Origin of the sequence: Paenibacillus gyeongsangnamensis (assembly GCF_027533625.1) — a bacterium.
In the GTDB taxonomy this organism is placed as follows: domain Bacteria; phylum Bacillota; class Bacilli; order Paenibacillales; family NBRC-103111; genus Paenibacillus_G; species Paenibacillus_G gyeongsangnamensis.
Genome location: NZ_JAQAGZ010000019.1, coordinates 142471 through 165615, shown reverse-complemented (window position 1 = coordinate 165615; position 23145 = coordinate 142471). Strand labels below are relative to the sequence as shown.

The 23145-nt window shown below is 43.7% G+C and carries 21 protein-coding genes, 1 pseudogene and 2 riboswitches; of the genes and pseudogenes, 10 read left to right on the top strand and 12 right to left on the bottom strand.

Translation table 11 applies throughout. From position 1 onward, the window contains the following. Positions 1 to 6: 6 nt before the first annotated feature. Together O9H85_RS26155 and O9H85_RS26150 are read left to right on the top strand one after the other, a co-directional pair. A complete protein-coding gene (locus O9H85_RS26155; protein ID WP_269884356.1) occupies positions 7 to 939 on the top strand; it encodes an ABC transporter permease subunit in 933 nt (310 codons plus the stop codon). Then, positions 936 to 1475, top strand: coding sequence for an ABC transporter permease subunit (locus O9H85_RS26150; RefSeq protein ID WP_269884355.1), 540 nt, complete (start codon positions 936 to 938; stop codon positions 1473 to 1475). Before O9H85_RS26155 ends, O9H85_RS26150 begins: the two co-directional genes overlap by 4 nt. 135 nt (positions 1476 to 1610) lie before the next feature. Here the strand turns inward: O9H85_RS26150 and O9H85_RS26145 are convergent, their stop codons facing one another. From O9H85_RS26145 to O9H85_RS26120, 7 genes and pseudogenes are all read right to left on the bottom strand, one after another. Continuing rightward, positions 1611 to 3887 carry a sensor domain-containing protein gene (locus O9H85_RS26145; RefSeq protein ID WP_269884354.1) on the bottom strand — a complete coding sequence of 759 codons (2277 nt, stop codon included), beginning with the start codon at positions 3885 to 3887 and terminating at the stop codon, positions 1611 to 1613. A 27-nt stretch (positions 3888 to 3914) separates the two neighbouring features. Beyond that, positions 3915 to 4626 (bottom strand): annotated as a pseudogene (locus tag O9H85_RS26140) (HAD-IC family P-type ATPase); the annotation flags it as partial. Between the two features lie 368 nt (positions 4627 to 4994). Beyond that, the gene (locus O9H85_RS26135) at positions 4995 to 5441 is read right to left on the bottom strand and encodes a hypothetical protein (RefSeq protein WP_269884353.1); all 447 of its coding nucleotides are present in this window, start codon (positions 5439 to 5441) and stop codon (positions 4995 to 4997) included. A gap of 115 nt (positions 5442 to 5556) precedes the next feature. After that, positions 5557 to 5725: riboswitch (cyclic di-AMP (ydaO/yuaA leader) on the bottom strand. A 391-nt stretch (positions 5726 to 6116) separates the two neighbouring features. Beyond that, positions 6117 to 6197 (bottom strand): DUF2179 domain-containing protein, encoded by an 81-nt coding sequence (locus O9H85_RS37550; protein WP_333474272.1) that lies wholly within the window; start codon positions 6195 to 6197, stop codon positions 6117 to 6119. Then, on the bottom strand, positions 6184 to 6978 hold the full coding sequence (locus tag O9H85_RS26130; protein WP_333474268.1) for a YitT family protein: 795 nt from the start codon (positions 6976 to 6978) through the stop codon (positions 6184 to 6186). Before O9H85_RS26130 ends, O9H85_RS37550 begins: the two co-directional genes overlap by 14 nt. A 129-nt stretch (positions 6979 to 7107) precedes the next feature. After that, a complete protein-coding gene (locus tag O9H85_RS26125) occupies positions 7108 to 7326 on the bottom strand; it encodes a hypothetical protein (protein WP_269884352.1) in 219 nt (72 codons plus the stop codon). Next, the gene (locus tag O9H85_RS26120) at positions 7310 to 7690 is read right to left on the bottom strand and encodes a hypothetical protein (RefSeq protein ID WP_269884351.1); all 381 of its coding nucleotides are present in this window, start codon (positions 7688 to 7690) and stop codon (positions 7310 to 7312) included. Before O9H85_RS26120 ends, O9H85_RS26125 begins: the two co-directional genes overlap by 17 nt. 223 nt (positions 7691 to 7913) lie before the next feature. Next, positions 7914 to 8088, bottom strand: a riboswitch (cyclic di-AMP (ydaO/yuaA leader). A gap of 597 nt (positions 8089 to 8685) precedes the next feature. Between O9H85_RS26120 and O9H85_RS26115 the strand changes: the two genes are divergently transcribed. Further along, positions 8686 to 8865 (top strand): aspartate-alanine antiporter-like transporter, encoded by a 180-nt coding sequence (locus O9H85_RS26115; RefSeq protein WP_269884350.1) that lies wholly within the window; start codon positions 8686 to 8688, stop codon positions 8863 to 8865. Positions 8866 to 8896: 31 nt separating this feature from the next. Further along, a complete protein-coding gene (gene aspD, locus O9H85_RS26110; protein WP_269884349.1) occupies positions 8897 to 10519 on the top strand; it encodes an aspartate 4-decarboxylase in 1623 nt (540 codons plus the stop codon). Positions 10520 to 10755: 236 nt separating this feature from the next. Here aspD and O9H85_RS26105 read toward each other — a convergent pair whose 3' ends face one another. After that, positions 10756 to 11310 (bottom strand): hypothetical protein, encoded by a 555-nt coding sequence (locus tag O9H85_RS26105; protein WP_269884348.1) that lies wholly within the window; start codon positions 11308 to 11310, stop codon positions 10756 to 10758. A 114-nt stretch (positions 11311 to 11424) separates the two neighbouring features. On the opposite strand from O9H85_RS26105, the gene O9H85_RS26100 reads away from it, so the two are divergent. Beyond that, a complete protein-coding gene (locus tag O9H85_RS26100) occupies positions 11425 to 12123 on the top strand; it encodes a response regulator transcription factor (RefSeq protein ID WP_269884347.1) in 699 nt (232 codons plus the stop codon). Continuing rightward, complete coding sequence (locus O9H85_RS26095) at positions 12120 to 13568, top strand: sensor histidine kinase (RefSeq protein ID WP_333474267.1); 1449 nt, start codon at positions 12120 to 12122, stop codon at positions 13566 to 13568. The genes O9H85_RS26100 and O9H85_RS26095 overlap by 4 nt, the downstream gene beginning before the upstream one ends. A 61-nt stretch (positions 13569 to 13629) precedes the next feature. On the opposite strand, the gene O9H85_RS26090 is transcribed toward O9H85_RS26095, so the two are convergent. The 4 genes from O9H85_RS26090 to O9H85_RS26075 form a co-directional block, all read right to left on the bottom strand. Next, a complete protein-coding gene (locus O9H85_RS26090) occupies positions 13630 to 15339 on the bottom strand; it encodes an ABC transporter permease (protein WP_269884346.1) in 1710 nt (569 codons plus the stop codon). A gap of 13 nt (positions 15340 to 15352) precedes the next feature. After that, positions 15353 to 16366: an ABC transporter ATP-binding protein gene (locus O9H85_RS26085; protein WP_269884345.1), complete on the bottom strand. Its 1014-nt coding sequence runs from the start codon at positions 16364 to 16366 to the stop codon at positions 15353 to 15355. 85 nt (positions 16367 to 16451) lie between these two features. After that, positions 16452 to 17522: an extracellular solute-binding protein gene (locus O9H85_RS26080; RefSeq protein WP_269884344.1), complete on the bottom strand. Its 1071-nt coding sequence runs from the start codon at positions 17520 to 17522 to the stop codon at positions 16452 to 16454. 269 nt (positions 17523 to 17791) lie between these two features. Further along, a complete protein-coding gene (locus O9H85_RS26075) occupies positions 17792 to 19945 on the bottom strand; it encodes an extracellular solute-binding protein (protein ID WP_269884343.1) in 2154 nt (717 codons plus the stop codon). Positions 19946 to 20090: 145 nt separating this feature from the next. Between O9H85_RS26075 and O9H85_RS26070 the strand changes: the two genes are divergently transcribed. From O9H85_RS26070 to O9H85_RS26055, 4 genes are all read left to right on the top strand, one after another. Continuing rightward, positions 20091 to 20945: a glycerophosphodiester phosphodiesterase family protein gene (locus O9H85_RS26070; RefSeq protein WP_269884342.1), complete on the top strand. Its 855-nt coding sequence runs from the start codon at positions 20091 to 20093 to the stop codon at positions 20943 to 20945. A gap of 377 nt (positions 20946 to 21322) precedes the next feature. Beyond that, a complete protein-coding gene (locus O9H85_RS26065) occupies positions 21323 to 22102 on the top strand; it encodes a sulfite exporter TauE/SafE family protein (RefSeq protein ID WP_269884341.1) in 780 nt (259 codons plus the stop codon). A gap of 103 nt (positions 22103 to 22205) precedes the next feature. Next, positions 22206 to 22514, top strand: coding sequence for a rhodanese-like domain-containing protein (locus O9H85_RS26060; RefSeq protein WP_269884340.1), 309 nt, complete (start codon positions 22206 to 22208; stop codon positions 22512 to 22514). A 27-nt stretch (positions 22515 to 22541) separates the two neighbouring features. Next, positions 22542 to 23114 (top strand): sulfurtransferase TusA family protein, encoded by a 573-nt coding sequence (locus tag O9H85_RS26055; RefSeq protein ID WP_269884339.1) that lies wholly within the window; start codon positions 22542 to 22544, stop codon positions 23112 to 23114. Positions 23115 to 23145 lie beyond the last annotated feature (31 nt).

Sequence of the window (23145 nt, the reverse complement as noted above, 5' to 3'; positions counted from 1 at the left end):
AGGTTCGTGGACTTACCTTATAACCGCATTGCTGAAAAAATCATGATTCCTGCCATCGACATCTTGCAGTCAGTACCGGTGTTAGGTTTCCTTTCGGTAACCGTGTTGATGTTCATGGCTTTATTTCCCGGGAGTTTGCTTGGTGTTGAATGTGCTTCGATTTTTGCTATTTTTACGGGTCAGGTTTGGAACATGACATTCAGTTTTTATCACTCACTTGCGACGATTCCACGTCCTTTAAACGAAGCTGCAAATATTCATCGTCTCGGTGTATGGTCTCGATTTACAAAACTCGAAGTTCCTTTCTCCATGATCGGATTAGTTTGGAACAGCATGATGTCATTTGGCGGAGGTTGGTTCTTTCTCGCGGCAAGCGAATCGATCAGCGTGTTGAATCAAAATATTCATTTGCCTGGGATCGGCTCGTACATGGCAATGGCCGCTGACCAAGGTGATGTAAAGGCCATTGTATATTCTATTATCACCATTGTCATCTTGATATGCCTTGTAGATCAGTTGTTTTGGCGTCCCCTTGTCGCTTGGGCACAGAAGTTTAAGAATGAGCAATCAGAAGCAAATGAAGTGCCGAAATCTTGGGTTTATGACATTATTAAACGCGCGAGATTCATTCGGTATGTCAATCTTTCAGTAGGAACTTTCTTTCATGATTTAACAAGTAATTTCAGAAAAAGAAGTCCATCCATCCATTGGCCTAAACCGCCGTCTCTTGTGTCCAGATTGGTGATCTGGATCATTTGGCTCATTGTCATCGTGCTGGTTGCCAAGTATGTCTATGAAGCTGTTCTTGAAATCATGCAGCTAAGCTCGAATGAATTACTTAGGGTTGTTGTACTCGGATTGGAAACAGCCCTTCGGGTATTCGTATCAACAGTTTTCGCAGTACTATGGACGGTTCCTGAGGTGTTATTATCGGTATGAAACCTAGACTTTCTAGGTTTGCACAGCCCATTGTACAGGTACTGGCTTCTTTTCCGGCAAATATGGCATTCCCTTTGTTTACGATTCTATATCTGAAAATTGGAGTCAGCATGAACATAGGTGCCATTCCTCTCATGATGTTGGGTACACAATGGTACATCCTGTTCAACGTGATTGCCGGAGCGATGGCTATTCCTTCTGATTTGAAAGAAGCCGCCGCTATTTTGCGACTGACCCGCCCGCAAATATGGACGAAATTAATTTTACCCAGTATATTTCCGTTTCTCGTTACAGGATGTATTACAGCTAGTGGAGGAGCCTGGAATGCAAGTATCGTCTCCGAGCTTGTATCTTGGAAAGATGACACTTTAAAAGCGTCTGGATTAGGCTCGTTTATCGCCCAGGCAACAACAAATGGGGATTGGCCCCAAATCATATGGGGAATTATTGTTATGTGCTTGATAGTTGTGCTTTTAAACCGTTTAGTATGGCGGAAGTTGTATGCTATCTCAGAAAAAAAATATCATCTGGAATAGAGGTGTTATTACTGTCAGGCGGCATGAGACAACGCGTAGGCATTGGCCGCGCTCTCGTTATGGTGAACATGAAACTGCTGAGACGTCGGAATAATTTTAAGCAAGGATGGAAAATAACGAAAATCTAATGGATTTTCAATTGTTTTGCATGAATGTATGTCCTGTGGCGGTTATCTTGTTTATCAATAACCGGTCTGTTATCGCTTCCGCCGGTAGCGGTTTGCTGATGAAATATCCTTGCATTTCATTGCAACCCTTGCTGAGCAGAAACTCGAATTGCTTCTCCGTTTCCACTCCTTCAGCAATGACTTCCAGATTCAAGCTTCTGGCCATCGCAATAATGGATGCGGCTATGACGGCGTCACCGTCACTGGCGGTAATATCATTTACAAAAGACCTATCGATTTTCAACCGATGGATCGGAAAGTCCCGAAGATAACTGAGTGAAGAATAGCCGGTACCGAAGTCATCAATAGAAATTTGGATGCCAAGCCGGTTCAATTGATCAAGGGTTTCGATAACATAATCGGCATTTTGCATGGAGATGCTTTCCGTAATCTCAAGCTCCAGATATTCCGGCTTGAGTCCAGTCTCCTGCAAAATCTCGTCAACTTTCTGCACAATGTTAGATTGCTTGAATTGATAAGCAGACAGATTCACCGCTACACGCATCGGACCATAACCCGCATCCTGCCATGCTTTATTTTGCCGGCATGCCGTACGCAGCACCCACTCACCGATCGGCACGATCATCCCTGTTTCCTCGGCAAGAGGGATAAACTCGACAGGAGAAACCATGCCCCGTCTCGGGTGCTGCCAACGGACAAGCGCTTCCACACCTGTAATTTGTCCCGATTCGAAATGCAACTGAGGCTGGTAAACCAACACAAATTCATTTCTATCCAGCGCCTTGTGAAGCTCTTGTGCTACCTCGAGCCGTTCGGACGCTTGAACGCTCATGACGGGGTTAAAGAACTCATACGTGTTCCGGTTGATCTCTTTCGAACGATACATTGCAGCATCGGCGTTCATCATTAACGTTTGGGCGTCGCTCCCGTCATCGGGGTATAAACTAATGCCGATGCTCGTTGTGACGGAACACTCTCGGCCATCGATCAGAATAGGTTGGTTGATCGCTTCTATGATGCTTTCAGCTGTTTGCACAACGGTATTTTCATCGATAACGACAGGTAGCAGAATGGTGAATTCATCGCCGCCCATTCGAGCGATCATTCCAGTCGTACTGATACATTGATGCAGCCTGTCTGCAATGGTTTGCAGCAGACGATCGCCGAACGTATGCCCCAAAGAATCGTTAATATATTTGAAACGATCTAGATCAAGAAACATTACCGCAAGCTTGTAACTCCCTCGCTCAGCTTGCACCAATCCTAAAGTCAACTGCTCGATAAAGAGCCGTCTGTTGGGCAAATCTGTTAGTGCATCGTGGTAAGCCATGTGATTGATCGTTTCTTCCGCTTGTTTATGCTCTGTAATATCTTTACCGATGGCAAAGACGCCAACAACCTGATTATCGATAATAATAGGTACGAGCCGGATTTGCAAATCTACGTTATACCCGTGTTTATGCTGAACAGATATTTCGAAGCTGGAGGAAATGCCCCTCTTTGCCCGTACAAAATAACGAAGCATTCTGAGCTTACTGCCCGTACCCAGCAGATGGCTCCAAGTCCTGCCCATTAACTGGTTCGCCGAATATCCCGTTATTTTCTCTGTAGACGGGTTCATCGTGGTGAATGTTCCGTCGAATCCGATAGAACAGACTAGATCCGGATTATGGTCGAACAAAGATTTATAGCGGTACTGGCTCTCTTCAAGCATCCTTTCGGAATCTTTACGTTCTGTAATATCCCGGATAATGCCGCGGTAGCCTGTCGGTCTACCGCCCTCCGATTCACGAATCAGTACGATGGATCCTTCAACGGACTTACGTGTGCCGTCCCAGCGGATCACTTCCCACCCCACACAGTTGACCGCTGTTCCGGTATGGGATACCCACTGATTCGTTTGCTTCAACTTTCGAGCATCTTCCATACTCATAAATTCCGTAATATTACGTTCCCGCAGCTCGTCTTCAGGCAGACCCAATATGTCGACGAGAGCATGGTTGAAAAGCACCAAATTTCCTTCCATATTCGTTTCGTAATAACCGTCCTGGATGCTTTCCAGCGTGGAACGTAGCTTGTTCTCCTCGCGTTTCCAGAAAACTGCTTCCTTCCGGCTGAAGAGTTCCAGGTTACGACGAATCGCAAAATAAAGAAAACCAGCGGTAGTGAGGATGCCCGCGATGCTGAGCATAACATTAGAGACGCCGTCAATATAACCGATTTGAAACAAACAAGCCAGCAACAAATATATAGCTACGATCCGCAGCGCCAAAAGCTTTATCATGGTGGACCTCGATTCTGTGCAAAATCATTATAAACTTAGGAGCATATCGATCAGCTTGATTCCGATAAACGGAAAGATGATGCCCCCTAGGCCATAGATAACAATATTACGGAATAGGAGCCGATTCGCTTCCATAGGCTTGTATTTGACTCCTCGTAAAGCGAGAGGTATCAATAATGGGATGATCACCGCATTGAAAATGAGCGCAGACAGCACGCACTTGTCGGCGATTGCAACCGCATAATATTGAACGCTTGAAGTTCGGGGATAACCCCCGTGAACATGGCGGGGAGTATCGCAAAATATTTGGAGAAGTCATTAGCGATGCTGAAAGTCGTAATGGCACCGCGGGTAATCAGCAACTGCTTGCCGATCGAGATAACATCCAATATTTCGTGGCATCGGAATCCAAATCAACCATATTGGCTGCTTCTTTGGCCGCAGCCGTCCCGCTGTTCATAGCAATTCCCACATCGGCTTGGGCTAGCGCTGGAGCATCGTTCAAGCCGTCGCCGGTCATGGCGACGAGCTTCCCTTGCATTTGCTCAGAACGAACGATGCTGATCTTGTCCTCCGGCTTGATCGTATCTTTCAAATAGATTAGTCCGACAATCTGGTTGTTCAGGCTTACCGCAAGGGGGGTGCCGCCTAGTCGGGCGATCGCGTCGCTTTTCTCTTGAAGGTCGGCTGGGAGAATCCCGCCGCGGAGCATGACATAGTTGCAAATGGTACCGACGGCTTGGAATGAACCATCCTTGCAGACCCTCTTCGCTGTCAGCATATTTCTTTTTTTGATCAAGCTGTCTGCGTGCGCCTTGCCCCGTCCTTCGGCCAACGCTTCGGCAAAGTTAGCAAACAGAATCGTAAAAAGCAAAATCAAACAAACAATGATGTTGTAACCTATCTGATGCTCGGTACCGAAATGCAGGAAACATGATCATGAGTGCAATCAGTATCGTTACATTCTCCAATACGAACAGAACGGGTTTTTTTATCATTTGCTTTGGATTCAGCTTCATAAAGCTTTTCAGAAGCGCCTGAAGCAGTAGAGGGCCCAATGGTTTTTTCAATTCCTGATTCATAGATTCACCTTGTTATGCTTCAGTATTAGAATGAAAAATACGATTGGGAATGCTCCATTAAATAAGATCGCTCTACTGTCAATTCTTTGTGTTTTTGTGGGGAAATAAGTTTGGAAGCCAGATCTGTCAAAGCAGATTCGGCTAGTTCTCTTCTAATATTTCCCCATGCTGCGTCTTTGCTTTGAATGTATTGGAAGGCCTCGGGAATGGAGAGACCTTTGAGATTCGTAAAGACGGAAGCCCACTGGACGAGGTCGAACGATTTTGTATTATAAGGCAAAATATATTCTCCCCAGCCGTACACGCCTTTGCTCGATATTTTAAGTAGCCCGCAGTTGCAATCGCAGCTGTTCCCGGGGATACGGATTTTGATCAGTTCGCAATCAAATCGAAACACTTCCATTGAGCCGATCTTACCGTTTAGTAATCTTATATCCTTCAAAACGGGTAACGGATCCACTATTTCCAACATGCTTGCCACTCTCCTCATTTATATAAGGTAAACATAACAAAAGAAGCCCGAGAGCAGAGAAACTCTGCTCTTGGGCTTCTTGCACAGCTAATAAACGTCTGCAGAGGCCTAATTGCGGTTCTCTCTCAATACGATTACGAGGTTAGCTGTCGGATTCGGGCTTGAGAATGCCCTACCTGGCGCTTGTGATGCAAGCGTAAGGATTCACCCCGTGAAACCATCATATAGACCGGTTTCTGTCGGTTCCCCCGTTTCCCTGTACGGGAATTCAACGTTTTGAATAGAATATCAAGTTATTGAAATGAATCATACGCCGAACCGTAAGCAAAGTAAAACCGAAATCGGGAGTTTATTAACGATTTTTTGATGTTATTCTCTAATGGAAACGGATTCATCTAATAGAGACATATATTATCTATAATAATGCTGCTTGGATCTTTACTTTTCATAATTATATAGAAAACCAAAGAAATAGGGAGTATGATGTAGAAAATCGAAGTTAGAGATAAATCATTGTTTCCAAGGATTTTCGGCACCATGTCGCTGTCGTTCTATCTGTGGGTCATCGAATCGTTCGAAAGGACAGGCGAATGCAATCATTCGTCTGTCCTTTCGGAAATCCTAATGAGATATATCATCGATCTGCTTTTTCATTTCCCGCGAATGGTATCATTTTCAATCACGTTCGAACCCCTTTCCCAATACATCATGTACATTGCTAATAATGATAAACGCTTGGGGGTCAGCCTCCTTCACCTAAGCGTCCAATTTCCTGCCTGGAAACAATGCAATAAACGAGTTCTTTACTTTCCAAAGAGAATCCCCCTTTTGCGGGAATAAGAGTTGAACCCCGTTCGAGTTCCCGGGAGATCGCTTCGCAAACTGCCTGTCCCTTATGGGTGATAATCGAAAAGGCCCTCGCTTCATACGCCCCTTCCGTAATAAAATCGATCATTCGCGACGCAATAAACACTGCAACAATCGTGTAAAGCACCTTTTCCTTCGGAATATAGAGAAGGGAGAGACCGATAACCGAAGCATCCAGTGCTAAAATAATCTGGCCCATGCTCAGCTTCCACCACTTGCTGCCCAAATAAGCAATGATATCGACTCCGCCCGTCGTTCCTCCAAACCTGAATACGATACCTAAACCCAATCCTATTGTAACACCGGCATATAAAGTAACTAGAAAATAATCCTCGGGGTTCACTAGCGGTACTATCCAACCATGGCCGATCACCATCTCCATCAGCCATAAAAATACCGATAAGGAAAGAGTACCGTATATGGTATAAATCATTCTTTGGTGCCCCATATATTTCCATCCTAGAAGAAGAAGAGGGATATTCAACAAAAATGTTGTAACAGAAGGAGGCAGCGATAACGCATAAAAAAGCAGTAAAGATATCCCGGTAAGCCCCCCCTCCATCAATTTATTGGGGATAACAAAATAATGTAGGCCGAAAGCGAAAATAGCTGTTCCCAACATAATGGCGGCAAGCTGTTTTAGAGGAAACACCTGCTTGTTAATATACACTACAGAATACCTCCGGTTTGCGATGAAAATTTTCTGATCGTCGGTAACGCCAATGTGAGATGCTAACGGATCAGTAATTCCAAACCCAATAGACAGCAAGAAAAAATCAATCCGGATAAACACGCTATTTTAAAAGCTTGCTTGCTGTTCATAAGGAGAACACTGAAGCAAAGAATGATGACCAGCCCGTTTGCGGAAAAGGAACCGCCGGGAACCACACGGGCGCGACTGATGCTCAAAAGCAAAAAAACGGCGAACAGGAGGACGGCTCCAGACCTGTACGTCCGCTTTTTCAAGTGCTGCATGCTGCGAATTTCCGGCAATCGCGAAGTTAACCAGTAAATCCATTGGAGCACTTGCTTTCTAGATCGCAATCAAAGTGTATCATCTCTATGTTTTCTCCGGCATCGACTGATACGCCGGTTTGAACGGACGTAATCCGGCAGCCTGTAACCTCGGTTAATTTATGAATCAACATGCTGTAGAACTGCTTTCTTTCTACGCCGCTGAATGCTTTTCTGATGCCGTTCGTATCCTCGGCGGATCGGATAAGGTCGGACGTTTTCTGTCCCGTAGCCGGAATCCTTTTGACGATAATGAAGGCATGATTGCGGTTAATCCGCACGTCGATTTCCGTGGAACGCGGCTCCAAAAGCTCGGATTCGCATTGCAAGTAAGCATCGGCCATTAATTTTTGCATCTCAATCATCATTTTGACCACCCCTCGAATTGTTAGATTGATCCTTCTCAGAAGGAAAAATAAGCCTGGGACTGCTCAATCAAAAAGGAACGTTCCAATATAATGCCGTTTTCTATCCGGGGTTTTACCGTACCGGCGTTGTGAATTTGTTTCATCAGATCCTGCAAAGCAAACTGGTACATTTCCATCGAACCGATTTTAAAATGCTCCAGAGACAGAGGTTCGGCCGGAACCTCCAGAGGGTCTAACCGCATACGGGGTTAGCTGACGGATTCGGGCTTGAGAGCGCCCTAAGCCGCTGCAAAATGGGCGGCAACCGCGACTCACCCCTAAAGCTGTCGATCAAGATAAAGACAGCTTTCATAATGGGTCCCCCGTTTCCCTGTGCGGGAATTAAGCGTTGAAATAGTTCAAAATGAATGTTGTTGAGATGTATCATACGCCGCTTTGAATCGATTGTAAAACCTGAATCAAACGGTTAAATGAGAGGTTTTTGCTGTAACGCCATATGTAAGCGGCTTCAATGATGGTTGCCCTTGATTCTCTGCTATATTGCTTTCCATGTTGGCTTTTTGGGGCCACATCGCTTCAATAACCGATTATATACTGTGGAAATCCGTGTATTTTTGCATTTGATGGTGGCCCAGCCTGCCTGGCTCGCCGGTTCTTTTTACTTTTCTTTTTGCCAGCACTTTCGTTATTGGCACCTATTTACCGAGAGTTGTTTATGATGGAGAATGGATGTCGATACTGATGAACAGGAAAACACGTTATTCCTTATAGGACAAGCACTTTTTTCGACGTTCGAACTTTGCTCTTGGGGGAGAACGGCATGACGATGTCACCCATACCATCTTTTATTTTTTATCGAGCACTCCGCGTGAAAATAGTAGTAAAACAAACAAAGGCCTATTCATATAACTGTGCCGGCTAATCATATAAAAGCCTTTTAATAAGCGTCGCTTATTCAGCTCCTCGTGGGCGTGCTGATAGGGAAGTATTTTTTCATGTTCCATCCCGCTATTACGCTTGGAGCCTGTGCTGGCGCGCAGACAACGACGGCAGTGATCGGCGCCATCACGGAAGCCGCGAAGAGCCAGGTACCGGTGCTGGGTTATACCGGTTACGTATGCGGTCGGGATTATTCAATTGACGGTCTGGGGAGCCATTATCGTCGCTTATTATAGACACATCAGGATACGAAGGAGGAAGCTACGCATGACGGATAATTTGCAGCGTCGGAAATTGGAAGAAACCTATGGGAAGCTGAGTCCTTTTGAGCTTAAGGATAAATTAATCAGCTATGCGGAAGCGGGGGCGAAAAAAAGCACGAAAATCATGCTGAATGCGGGCCGTGGAAATCCGAATTGGATCGCAGCAACGCCGCGCGAAGCCTTCTTTACACTGGGCCAATATGCTATTGTGGAAGCGCGCCGTGTATGGAATGACGGTGATTTAGCAGGGATGGCGAAGAAGGAAGGCATCTATGAACGATTTAAGGCGTATTCTACGCAATATGCAGATTATCCGGGGATGGAGTTCTTGAAGAGGGCGGTTGAATACGGGATTACCTCCCAAGGTTTTGATCCAGATGCATGGGTGCATGAGCTGGTGGACGGGATTATCGGAGACAATTATCCTGTACCGGGCCGAATGCTCCGACATATGGAAGAGGCGGTGAATGATTACATCATTCAAGAAGTATACGGGGACGAAGATATTGGGAAATTCCATCTCTTTGCCGTGGAAGGCGCGACGGCGGCGATGTGCTATATATTCGATACCCTGATTGGGAATGCATTGCTTCGTCCGGGGGAAAAAATTGCGATCATGGTTCCGATATTTACGCCTTATCTGGAGATTCCTCACTTGCCGAGGTATCACTTTGATACGGTGGAGATCCATGCATCCGAGCTAAGGGAAGACGGATCGCACAGCTGGCAATATCCGCGCTCTGAGCTGGAGAAGTTGAAGGATCCCAATATCAAAGCGCTGTTCATTGTCAATCCGAGTAACCCCCCTTCGGTATCTATCAGATCGGAATCGGTCCATCATTTAAAAGATATCGTCACCCGGCATAATCCAGGGCTTATGATTATTTCTGATGATGTGTACTGTACGTTTGTCGATGAATTCCGCTCTTTGATGACGGATATGCCGTATAACACGATAGGCGTCTATTCGTTCTCGAAGTATTTTGGCGTGACAGGCTGGCGGCTTGGAATCGTTGCGGTGCATGAACATAATATTTTTGATGAAAAAATCAAGCATTTGCCACCCTGTGAAACAGAGCGTCTTGCGCGTCAATATGGCGCCTTAACGGAGCATCCGGAAGATATGAAATTCATTGATCGGATGGTTGCCGATAGTCGTCAAGTGGCATTGAATCATACGGCAGGACTGTCGACCCCTCAGCAAGTTCAGATGACATTGATGTCCATCTACGCTTTGCTGGATCGGGAGGATATCTATAAGAAGCAGACGATGGAGATCTGCAGGAGACGCCAGAAGTTGCTCTATGAAGGGCTCGGAATTGAGCTTCGGCATGATCCTTACGATGCCGCATATTATTCGGAGCTGGATATTAAGGAATGGGCTCAACTTACGTACGGGAAGGAATTTGCCGATTATCTGGAGAGGAATTATCTACCGATCGATATCCTCTTCCGTCTCGCGGAAGATCATTCCATCGTGCTGCTGAATGGCGGCGGATTCCGGGGTCCGGAATGGTCTGTTCGGTTTTCCCTAGCCAATCTGGACGATAAATCCTATCTTCATATTGGGCAGATGGTACGCCAAACGGTAGAATCCTATGTCACTTCATGGAAAGAATCCAAATAACGGGCAGTGGCGTCTGGCAATGGGGTCTGGCTGAAACAGCAGCGGCGGACTAAGACTTTATTTTCAAGTCTTAGTCCGCCGCTGTTTCTTTTATTGGATCAGTCTAAAACTTATTTTACGAAGGCTGCCGAACTGGCGTGAGTCTACGGCTTGCGGATTTTGGCGCATATATTTCTTTATAAGAATTATCCTTCATATTTTGATAACATTTTTTTAATATCTTGAACTTTTTTTGATCATAGAATGATCATTTTTTTATTGTATATTAATTTATGTGTTTGGAAAGCAAGTTTATCAAACACAACCACGAACGAATGCTGAAAGGAGACTAGAAATATGAAGAAAGCACTGGCATGGGTTTTAGGCACGATGTTGGTATTCGGATTAATGACGGGGTGCAGCAGCGGTAAAGGTGACGGCAGCACCGGCGCTTCCACTACTCCAAGCACGGGCGGCTCCGGTTCCAGCGGCTCTTCGTCAAGTAAGAGCGATAGCGGTTCTTCCACTACTCCAAGCACAGGCAGCACCGGCTCTACCGGTTCCAGCGGCTCTTCGTCAAGTAAGAGCGATAGCGGTTCTTCTACTGCTCCGAGCAAAGGCAGCACCGGCTCCAGCGGCTCTTCGTCAAGTAAGAGCGATAGCGGTTCTTCTACTGCTCCAAGCAAAGAGAGCACCGGTTCCACCGGCTCCTCTTCAAGCAAAAGCGATACCGGTGCTTCTACTACCCCGGGCGCAAGCTCTTCCGGCTCTACCGGCTCTACTGGAAAATAAACGAATCGGGCTGAAAACAACGCTCTAATTGCATAAAAAATCCAGCTCCTCTTTCAATTGGAAGAGGGGCTTGTTCCATTTTATCCGGTTTTGGCCTAAAATATAGGGAAGCCAAAAACGAAAGGATGGAACCTATGAACCCGTGGAAAGTCTTGGTTGTAGATGACGATCCTAACGTACGCGAGATCATTCGATTATATTTTGAAAAGCAGCATATCGAAATGATCGAGGCTCAAGACGGTTTAGCCGCGTTGAACCTGGTAGAAAAAGAAGCGCCCGATATTATTATTCTCGACGTGATGATGCCGGTGATGGACGGGTACGATGCTTGCCGGGAAATTGTAAAACGGTTCGATATTCCGATTATTATGCTTACGGCCAAAGGCGAAGAAATTGATCGGGTGCTTGGCCTCGAGCTTGGAGCCGACGACTATGTGACAAAACCGTTCAGCCCAAGAGAGCTCATCGCTAGAATTAAGGCGATCTTTCGCCGGATGCAGCCAAGAAAGCCGAATCATGAACCGGACGCTCAACAAAGCTATGAATTCAACGGATTAACCATTCATGTAGAACGACGTGAAGTGATCGCCGACAATGACAAAATCAACCTTCGCCCGAAGGAATTCGATCTGCTCTCCTATATGGCGAAATCGCCTGGAAATGTTTTTACGAGAGAACAGCTGTTGGAGCAGGTATGGGGATATGATTTTATAGGCGATATCCGCACGGTGGATGTCCATGTGAAAAAGCTTCGCGAAAAATTAAATCCATATATAAGCAACATCATCCATACCGTTTGGGGGATTGGTTATAAGTTCGAGGTTGAATCATGATACTCGGTATCAACAAAAGTATTTTTCGCCGGCTCGTGATCAGCTATATGTTAACGGTATTACTGGGACTTTGCGTTGTCGGCCTGGTGATTTCTTTTTTAACCAAAATCTATATCATGGATTCCAAGCAAAAGGAATTGCTGCGCGAAGCCAAGCGGGTCAATCTCGCGATACAAAACGCCACTGTAGTGGATGACAGGTTCAAGGAGTTATTGGTCTTTTTCGATCAATCGTATGACACGCGGATTTGGATCTTTGATCTTCAAGGTAAAATCGCAGCGACTTCGGCCAAAGATGAAGTATATGTGGGTAAATCGGTCGATGCCTCCATCGTCGACAAGGTGAAGAAAGGCGAAAATATCATATCCAACATGCAGTTTGCAGGGTTGAAGGAGTCGATGCTGTCTGTCGTAATCCCATGGGGTAAGGACAATCAGGTGTACGGAGGTATCGTCCTGCATGCGCCGGTCACCGGGATGAACGAGACCATTACGAACCTGAGAGAAACGATCCTGTGGGGTACGCTCTTCGGACTTCTCCTTTCCGCGATTATCGCATCGTATTTGTCACGGTCGATCTCGCAGCCATTGCAACAAATCGAACGTGTTGCCGCAACGATCGGCATGGGTGATTACAGAAAGCGCATTCGGATCCGGTCCAAGGACGAAATCGGCGATCTTGCGGCGACGATCAACCAAATGGTGGCGAAGCTCGAACAAATCGATGGGGAAAAGAAAAAGCTGGAGCAAATCCGGCACGATTTTCTTGCAAATGTTTCACATGAATTGAGAACGCCGCTTACGGCCATGCAAGGCTTTCTTGAGGCGCTGCAGGACGGTTTGATTGACGAAACGGCAAAGCCCCGATACTATGACATCATTTATAATGAAATTATGCTCATGAACCGGCTTGTCGATGATATGATGGACCTGATCAAGCTAGAGAATAACGATATTTCGTTGTCCAGAGCTCCGGTCGATGTTGAGAAGGTTCTGCAGCAAGTCGTATTCAAATTCGAGTCAGAGGCGTCGGAGAAGAACACGGGGATTGAACTGCATATCAGCGATAACTTGCCAAAAATTTATGCCGATCTTTCCCGCTTCGAACAAATTCTTAACAACCTCATAAAGAATGCGGTCAAATTTACTGAAAACGGCCTGATCTCCATTCAAGCTGACGAGGATGAACAGTACATTCATATAAGAATCGCCGATTCGGGAATCGGGATTTCCTCCGACGATCAAGAGATGATCTGGGAACGGTTTTTTAAAGCGGACCGCGGTCGTTCCAGAAAGAGTATGGGCACCGGACTCGGGCTTGCCATCGTCAGGGAATTGGTGAGTCTGCATCATGGGAAAATCGAGGTTCAAAGTGAACTTGAAAAAGGCACTACTTTCGATCTGTGGCTTCCCAGTGTGGAAATGGCGAAAAAGAACAACTATTGATAATCTATTCGTAAATAAAGCCTGTCCTTTGGACTGTTGGTCCGAAAGCAGGCTTTTATTATTATTTCGATTTTCTTCCATACACAAGATAGAGCGTTATCGCCGAAATCACCATTAAGATAACGGAATATACGAGGGCAAGTGCCATTACATCACCAGAAGCCTGTTCATCGGTACTATTTTTAATAACAATACCTAAGGGCTGAAACAAGGGGTGGTACAAAAATACCGTCATATCATAATCGGCTAAATGTCCGTTAAAGTTTAGCGCTAATACTGCCAAAGTCGAAGGCAATAAAATGGGAAGCAGCACTCTTCTGAACGTGTAAAATGTCCCTGCGCCTAAACTTTTGGCAGCATCCTCTAATGAATTATCGATCGTAAAAAACGCGGCTTTCAGCATTCTAAGCGTAAACGGAATTTGAACGATGACATAAGCAATTAATAAGATCCACCAAGTTCCTGTCAATACGTTATTCAAAATGATGAATCTTGGCGTATCGTATGAAACAATAAGCCCTAATGCAATAAGCGTGTGCGGCAGCAGCCACGGAATCAGCATACAATATTCCAATATTATTGTGAATTTATTCTTGTATTTATGCAGAATCCGGGCGACAATCAAGGTCAGAATAACGACCAGAACAGCCGCAGAAGCTGAATAGCTCATGCTTACGATATACGGCTTCAAAGCACTTGCCTGCATAAATAACTTCATGTAGTTGGCTAGCGTAAAATGATTCCATGACAATGTGGCTGTTGTGATGCTGTAAGTATCCGTAAACGAGTAAATAACGATCAGGCTAACCGGCAATACATAGATAACAAATAACAAGTACGCAACGACATGTACAATTATATTTAAAAGCTTGTTGTCAATTTTTTGCTTTTTCATTTCCGACTTCACTTTTGAGATCGATATATAGTTGCCGCTTTGCTCGATTCTTCTCATAAACGTTAGCAAAATCAACGTAGACGCGCCAAGAATGATGGCCAGAAGCGAGGCCATATCTCTAGAAGTAACGCTTTGAGCAAATGATAAGATCATTGGAGTAATGGTTTGAAAATCTTTGCCGCCTACAATTAGTGGGGCGGAAGTGGCGCCTAATCCTGTCAAGAACAGCAGAATCGTAACGGCAAGCAAAGTCGGCTTTAATACGGGCAGTACGACTCTTCTTAATATATATATTGGAGATGCGCCCATGTTTTTAGCGGCTTCAATGGTTTGAAAATCTATTTTTTTCATCGCGTTGGATAAAAAAATGACATGATTTGAAGTAACCGCAAAAGTCATAACAAATAAAACAGCCCAATACCCTTTAAACCATGAAACATTAAAGCCTGGAAATATGTTATGCAGCAATCGGGTTACAATGCCGAGGTCGCCATAAATAAATTTGTACCCGGATACTAATACGATTCCGCCGTAAATCAGCGTTGTGAGAAATCCAAGGCGTAAAATTCGGGACCCTTTAATATCGAAATAATCAGTGACGAGCACAATAAAGATCCCGACAATATTAACGGTAACGACAAGAGAAGCCGCTAAAACGAAGCTGTGAAGCAAGCTCATCAGCGCTCTTTTGGAATGCAGCAATTTTTGGAACGGTTCAAACGAGAAGCTGCCGTCTGAAAAAAAGATCGTTCTTAGAACATTAAGGTTTGGAAACAATAAAAATGCAACAATAAACCACACTAAAAAGATAGCGATAATGAAGCCGATCCATTTGCCGGAGAATAAAACTTCTTTTACTCTTTTTAGCTTTGACATAAGAAGTTTCCTCCTAAAATTGCATGATGTCATCAACGTGAATAAAAATGTCGACATGATCGCCCAATGAATGCTTCTTTATGCCATCTTCAATTTCAATGTTTTTAATTGCAGCCCCGTCGACATTGAACGTATATTTCGTATAAAGACCGTAATATTCAATATCGACAACTTTGGCACTTAAGCGGACTAAGTCAGATGCAGAAGGGCTAACTGTAGACCGCACTCTTTCCGTCCTCAAATAAGCAGTCTTTACCGGATCAAGCCGCTTATTGGATTGATCGTTCACTTTTTGCAAAATCGTGCTGTCTAATTTATTAATATCTCCGATAAAGTTGCAAACAAACTCAGTAGCGGAGCGGTTGTAAATTTCTGAAGGAGTCCCTACTTGCTCCACTACACCTTTGTTGAATACAGCGATTCGATCAGATAACGTCAGCGCTTCTTCTTGATCGTGAGTTACATAGATGGACGTAATTCCAAATTTCTTCTGCAGCTTTTTCAATTCGTTTCTGAGCTGTACACGCAAGCTGGCATCAAGGTTTGAAAGGGGTTCATCGAGGACAAGAATACTCGGCTTTAAAACTAATGCTCTTGCGATCGCAACCCGCTGCTGCTGTCCTCCGGAAAGCTCGGATACCTTTTTAAGCAATTGCTCATCGCTTAAATCCACTTTTTTTGCAATATCCCTTACTTCCATGTCCAGCTGCTGCTTCGGCATTTTTTTTACCTTTAAGCCAAATGCAATATTTTCATACACATTTAACGTTGGAAATAAAGCGTAATTTTGAAACACCATGCTGATGTCTCTTTTTTCCACGGGCAAGTTTGTAATATTTTTGCCGTTTACATAAATATCTCCGCTTGAAAGATTCACAAAACCGACCAAGCTTCGTAGTGTTGTTGTTTTGCCGCACCCCGAAGGACCTAACAATGTGAAAAATTCACCTTCCGCAATGGTCAGATTCAAATTGCTCAGTGCGACAAAATCGCCGTATTTGATTTCGACATTTTTAAATTCAATCACTATTTCGCACTCCTTACTTTAGCGGATAAAAACATGGCATCCTGCAGACTGAACCGATCTGCAGCGATGCCAATACTTCAAATGTTTAAGGGAGAAGTTGCAATTGGATTTTTTCTACCCATTTATTAATATTTTTCGATACGAACGCCCAATCGATATTTTGAACCTTCAAGGATGCATCGAGATCCTTAATGGCTTGCGGTGCGCTGGCGAGCGCTTTTTCGTTAGCCGGTAAACTGGAGAACTTCTTAGCCCATTCTCCTTGCACTTCCGCGCTTCCGAACCAATCGATAAATTCTTTTGCTGCTTGCAGGTTCTTTGTACCTTTAATGATGGCCACCTGTTCTACCGTATAAGGAACTCCGATGGCCGGCTTCACTACTCCCGCTCTTACGCCGTATTTTTCTTCGCGTGTTGCGATCCCGCTGGACCACATTGGGCCTAGCGGAGATTTGCCGCTTGCTAAGTTCGCATAGAAGTCTTCTCCTTGCGCCGCGTGATATCCGAACTTCAAATATTTTTTAAGCTCGTCCCAACCTTGCTGAGAAATGCCGTATTCTCCGTTCGGATCTTGATAACGAACCAAAATACCTGCAATGACCGCTCGTATTGTTCCTCCGCCAAACGAGGAAGGAGCATCGTATTTGTTATGGAATTCCGGCTTGTTCCACAAATCGGTCCAATCCTTCGGCGCGGTATTTTCATTGTATATATTTGAGTTGTAAATGAGCAAAATAGCTTGTTTCACGAGCGAATGGTAGTAGTCATCTTTATCGTTCAAACCTTTGGTTACTTCATCAGCCCAAACCGGTTTATATTTTTCGAGCAAGCTTTGAGCTTTAAAGTTTTCATAATCAATCGCGCTTAATCCAAAAACCACATCAGCTACGGGATTGTTTTTCTCTGCAGTTAAGCGATTGGCGATATCTCCGCCTCCGCCTTCTACAATTTCGACTTGAAATCCTTTTGCCCCGGCTTTCTCTTTCAGCCAATCTCCACGTCCATCAGATACAGAGTTGGAATAGATCACTAGTTTTTTGGGTTGATTCGGATTGACCGCCTCTCCGCCGGATGTGTTGTTTTTCGCGCAACCTGTCACTAAACCGATGGCCAACATGGATGTTAAAACAAAAACCGATGATTTCTTTAGAAACATTTGATTGTTCTCCTTTTTAACAACTTTTTAGTTTTTGATTCAACAACTAACGTGCCGTGCCTTTCCTTATAAAATTGGAACGTACCAATTTTATTTTTTCAGTTCTCATTATATTTTCTCCTTAAATGAGCGTCAATACGTTTTAATTAGTTTAACGAAATCTTTACACTGACTCTGCACTGAATTTACATTAGTTGAAACGTGTTTTTAAGCATAAAAAAAGCCGCCCCGAAGAGGCGGTAAAAAGAAGGAAAACTTATACCCATATGCTAGGTGATTGTTGCTAAATTGGCATTGATTTGTTCTATGGCATGATCTATATCCATCATGTTGTCCAATACGTTTTTGATTGAAAAACCGATGATTTGTTCCAGCTTTTTCGCATTAAATCCCTTGCCGTCGCCGAATTTAGTATCGCGAATCCCGTTTAGGTTTGTTTTATACGCTTCGCTAAGCCAAGGATATAAGGTATTGATCGTTTGGTTGTTACATACGTCGCGGTTTGCGGAAGTTCCTCCCAATAAACTAATTTGCTCGGCAATTTCAACATTGTTGACCCATTTCAAAAAACGAACGGCTTCATCTATTTTCTCGCTATGTTTGGATATGCCTGCGACTCCCCCTCCTAGAAGAGGCTTGCCGCCCGGTACTGACGCAGAACCGATAAAATTCCCAAAGTCGCTATGTGCTATTCTGGAAACATGGTTCATAAAGCCGATGATGATAGCCGTTTCTCCTCTGGCGAAGCTGTTTACAGCCTCGCCCCACCAAGCTTCATTTAAATTTTGCGCGACGCTGACGGTTTCTAAATAGTTTTTTAACGCTTTTTTCGCTTTTTTCGGATGCAAGCTCAGTCCATTATCATGAATTAATTTTCCGTCTTCCGCGTAATATCTCGTTAAAAATTCAGCAGCGACAATTTCAGATTTGCCCAAAGTAACGCTCGTGCCGAAGCTTGTTGGCGAATCGTTAAAATGCGATTTCGAAAAAAACTTGATTACCTCATTATAGGTTTCAAAGTCTTCAGGAATCGCCAGCTGCTTTTTATACTTCTCATAATATATACGTTTTATTTTCGGATCTTCAAACAAATCTTTTCGATAGAAAAGCATTTGAATACTGGGATCAAACGGGAGGGCATAAGCAGTCTCCTCAATTTCTGAGTAATTATGTTTCATATGCTGGGGCAATGTTTGTATGAGCTTGTCCAACTCGTTATCTAAATGACTCAAAGGGCGATAAACATCTTGTCCAAACCATGAAAGCCAAGCCATATCCATCCTAATAATATCGTAAAGCTTGTAGTTAGCGGAATTCGTCAATATTTCATAAATTTCCTCGTAGGATCTTATGGCCAATGTCGCCTCTATACCGGTAGTTTTGGCGAAATGAGGCAAGAGCTTTTTTAACGCATCCGTTGTTGGACTGGAAATCGTAAGTATCGTAATAGTGCCTTTATTGTTGGGTTGGACTGTGATTTGATTTGTCATTCCGTTGTTTTCAAAAATCACATTTTTATACTCTTCTTGAGCATGATTTACTTGATTATTTAGCAAATTAGCAATTTCGTTCCCTAACAAATGATAATTTTGACGGTATATGATCAAATTATCATCATAAGCGGTTTGAGTAAGTCCGAGACTTAATATTTTCGGGATCTCTTGTGTAGAGCCAAAAAAATGCGCTTGCTTCAGCAAATAGGCTCTGCTCAGATTCGAAGTAACAATAATTTCCGGAGACTCATTAGCAAAAAATTCGAATGATTGATTGTAAGACAAATTTAATGGTGCGTGAAGCAGCTTGATTGCGGTCCCTTTCAAGCCATTAAGTATGGAATCCACAAAATGCTTTTCATTGGAAAACTTAATTTCATCGCAAAAAATACCTACGGATTTATAATGATTAGCAGAAAGATAGGCTGCTATTTCAGATCCGGCTTGTTCGAAATCAAAGGAAACCAATCTCTCCGCATGTTTAATTTCTCTGTTAACAAAAATAATATTTTCTTTTGGAATCATAATCTCTTCGTAATATTCATTGGCGTCATCCAGGCAAGTAATCGTAACAATACCCGCAACACGTTCCGCGGCGATTTTTTTTAAAATATTTTTTTCATTTTGCGGCAAATCATAAGTGATATATAGATGAGTTTGATAACCGAGTTTAGTTAATGTTTTATCCAAGCCTTTATACATCTGGGCATATTCATCGGCTTCTATGCTCGGAATGATGATAGAGACCGAATTGGTTGCTCCAGATCTTAAAGACTTGGCTTTATAATTCATTTTGTATCCTAATTTTCTGGCAGCCTCTTCAACCAATTGAATTTTTTCGACACTGACAACGCCTTTCCCGTTTAATACATTGGAAGCCGTACCATGCGAAACCCCCGCCAGTTTGGCAATATCTTTAATTGTAGCCATTAGAACAATAAACCTCCTTCATATCCGCAACTACATTCTAACATTGTTTTTAAGTATTAGGAATATTGCAAGTAGATTATTGACACGTTCCAAATATCGGTGTTACTATGTCGGTATTCATAAAAAGAAGCGAGGACTGGAATCAATGATCGGTAAAGCGGAGTACAATGAAACGAATAGTTTATTAAGCCGTAAATTGGATAAACATGGAGTTCTAATAGCAGTTCATCGAGGAAGCTCGGGCGGCAATATCGTGGAAAATACAATTCCCGCTTATAAAGCTGCGCTGCAACAAGGCGGAGATATTCTTGAAATCGACGTAATCAAGTCTGTTGATGGAATTTTGTATACTTTCCATGACGGACAGGAAAAAAAACTTTTTCATCGCTCTGAAAATATAAAAACCATGTACTCGGCCGAAATCGAAAATTTAAACTTAATCAATAGCAATTACCTCAGGTCGAGCTTCAAGGCAGAACGTTTTGAAGAGGTTTTGTCCTATTTTAAGGGAGAAGTATTGATCAATGTTGATAGAGCTTGGGATATCTGGCCCGAATTGCTGGAAACCTTGGACAAACATAATATGCAAAAGCAAATCTTATTAAAAAGCCCGGTATTCAAAGAAAACCTGCAATTTTTAAATCAGTATGAGACAAAATATATGTTTATGCCGATCATTCATTCGTTAGAGGAAATAGAGATCGTCTTAAATTATGAAAATATAAATTTGGTAGGTATGGAATTGATAGCCGACTCGGAGTCTCATCCGCTATTTCAAGATGATGTCATCGAAAGGCTGCACAGCATGAATTTATTTGTGTGGGCTAATGCGATTAATTTGGATAACGATAAGGTGCTATTTGCCGGATTGGACGATGATACTTCTCTTATTCATAATCCAGATCAAGGCTGGGGCAGGCTGTTCGAAAAGAAAATCGATATCATTCAAACCGATTGGCCCTCCCTGTTGGCGACATATCGTAATCTGAGAAAACTATAGGGAGTTCTCACGATCGAGCCGGTGGAATATCGAAAACCAAGAGTGATTTCAAATAAAAATCGCTCTTGGTTTTTTCTTTTTCTATTTACGCCATCGTTTGGCAAGTTGATCATGGGGGCGAGGGGGTTGACGGGAATAAAAAATTTAATTATAGTATACACATACCCAAACGGGTATATGTATTGTGAAGGAAGGAGGATTTCAATTGATACAAGTTCTTGTTACAAATCAAAATTTTGATCATGATAGTTCCGATTCACCATGCTAAAAAGGTACCTAATAAAAGGGTAATTTTTTTTGCTCAATTATATACCCTAATGGGTATTTAGAATTTAGGCTTGTATAAAGCAGTTAATTGCAGAAAGGCAGGTGCCTAAATGGATTTGTCGTGGATATTGACCATATTCGCGATGGGCTTCTTGGGTTCATTTATCTCGGGCATGGTAGGGATCGGCGGATCGATTATCAACTATCCGATGCTGCTGTTTATTCCACCGTTATTAGGCTTTGCGGCATTTTCCGCTCAAGAGGTATCGGCTATTAGTGCGGTTCAGGTGTTCTTCGCCAGCTTGATGGGGATGCTTGTTTTCCGTAAAGGGGGACTCCTGCACAAGCAATTAGTTGCTTACATGGGTATCTCCATTATGATTGGCAGCTTTTTTGGAAGCTTTATTTCAAATTCCTTGCCAAGCGCAGTGATCAATATGGTTTATGCGGTATTGGCGTTAATTGCTGCAGTCATGATGTTTTTACCGAAAAAAGGCAGAGACGTGCAGGATACTAGTCAAGTTACCTTCAACAAGCCATTAGCAGTTATTCTTGCGCTAATTATAGGTACGGTGGCAGGGATTGTGGGCGCTGCCGGTGCTTTCATTACCGTGCCGGTGATGCTTGTTGTTCTCAAGATACCGACAAGAATAACGATCGCATCGTCCTTAGCCATTACATTCATATCCTCCATTGGTTCGACAACAGGCAAGCTGATGGGCGGACATATGCTATTGATTCCTTCCATCGTACTTGTAGTTGCCAGCTTAATCGCTTCGCCATTGGGAGCCAAGTTAAGCAAACAAATGAACACCAAAATTCTTCAATGGATTTTGGCTGTGCTGATCACAGCGACCGTAATAAAAATTTGGATTTCAATCTTGTTCTAGGAGGATCAGTATTTGCTGTCAGAGGATATTTTATTCGAAAAACCCATTGGGCGTCCTGACTTGGCGGCAAAGCTGATAAATCATATGGAGGAGGAACACAAACATGTATACAGAGCAAATGCCCGAAGAAGTTCTAGGAAGAATGAACCGGAAAGAAAATGTGGTTATTCTTGATGTTCGGGAGCCTGATGAATGGGAGTCCGGCCACATTCCAGGTGCCAAGCATATTCCGCTGGGGCAAATCGCAAGAGCGCTGAACGAATTGGATCCGAAGCAAGAAACGATCGTCGTCTGCCGCGGCGGTAACCGAAGCGGGCAAGCATGTGATTTCCTCTCTTCGATGGGTTATAACGTGATCAACATGTCAGGCGGCATGGCTAAATGGTCTGGGGATATCGCATACGGTAACTAGCATTTTATATAAATTGGAGGCTATGTCATGACAACATTACAAGTAAACCGCAGACTGGAATGTGAGGGGCTTGCCTGTCCGCTGCCCGTCGTTCGAACAAAAAAAGCAATTGATGAAATGAATGCAGGCGAAGTATTGGAAGTACGTGCAACAGATAAAGGCTCGGTTGCAGACCTTAAGGGTTGGTCCAGCCGAACAGGGCATCAGTACCTAGGTTTAAAAGAAGAAAGCGGAGTATACCATCACTTTATTCGCAAAGCCGAACCAGCTGATACGAAAGCGGAAAAAAAATACCCGCATACCGCTACAAATGAAGAGGTTCTCAGAAAAATTTCTTCGGGAGAAGCAATCCATATCATAGATGTTCGGGAACCCGCTGAGTACGCATTTGGACGTATCCCGGGAGCCATCTCGATTCCCCTAGGACAGCTTGAAGAAGCATTGACGGATCTTGACCCAAGCAAAGAATATTATGTTGTTTGCCGCACCGGATATCGAAGCGATGTGGCTTGCCAGATCCTATCGAACAAAGGGTTTCAAAACGTTAAAAATGTCATTCCCGGTATGTCTGAGTGGACAGATCATCAGGAGCAGGATTAACAACTGCTGCGCGCCGCGACATTCCTGGACT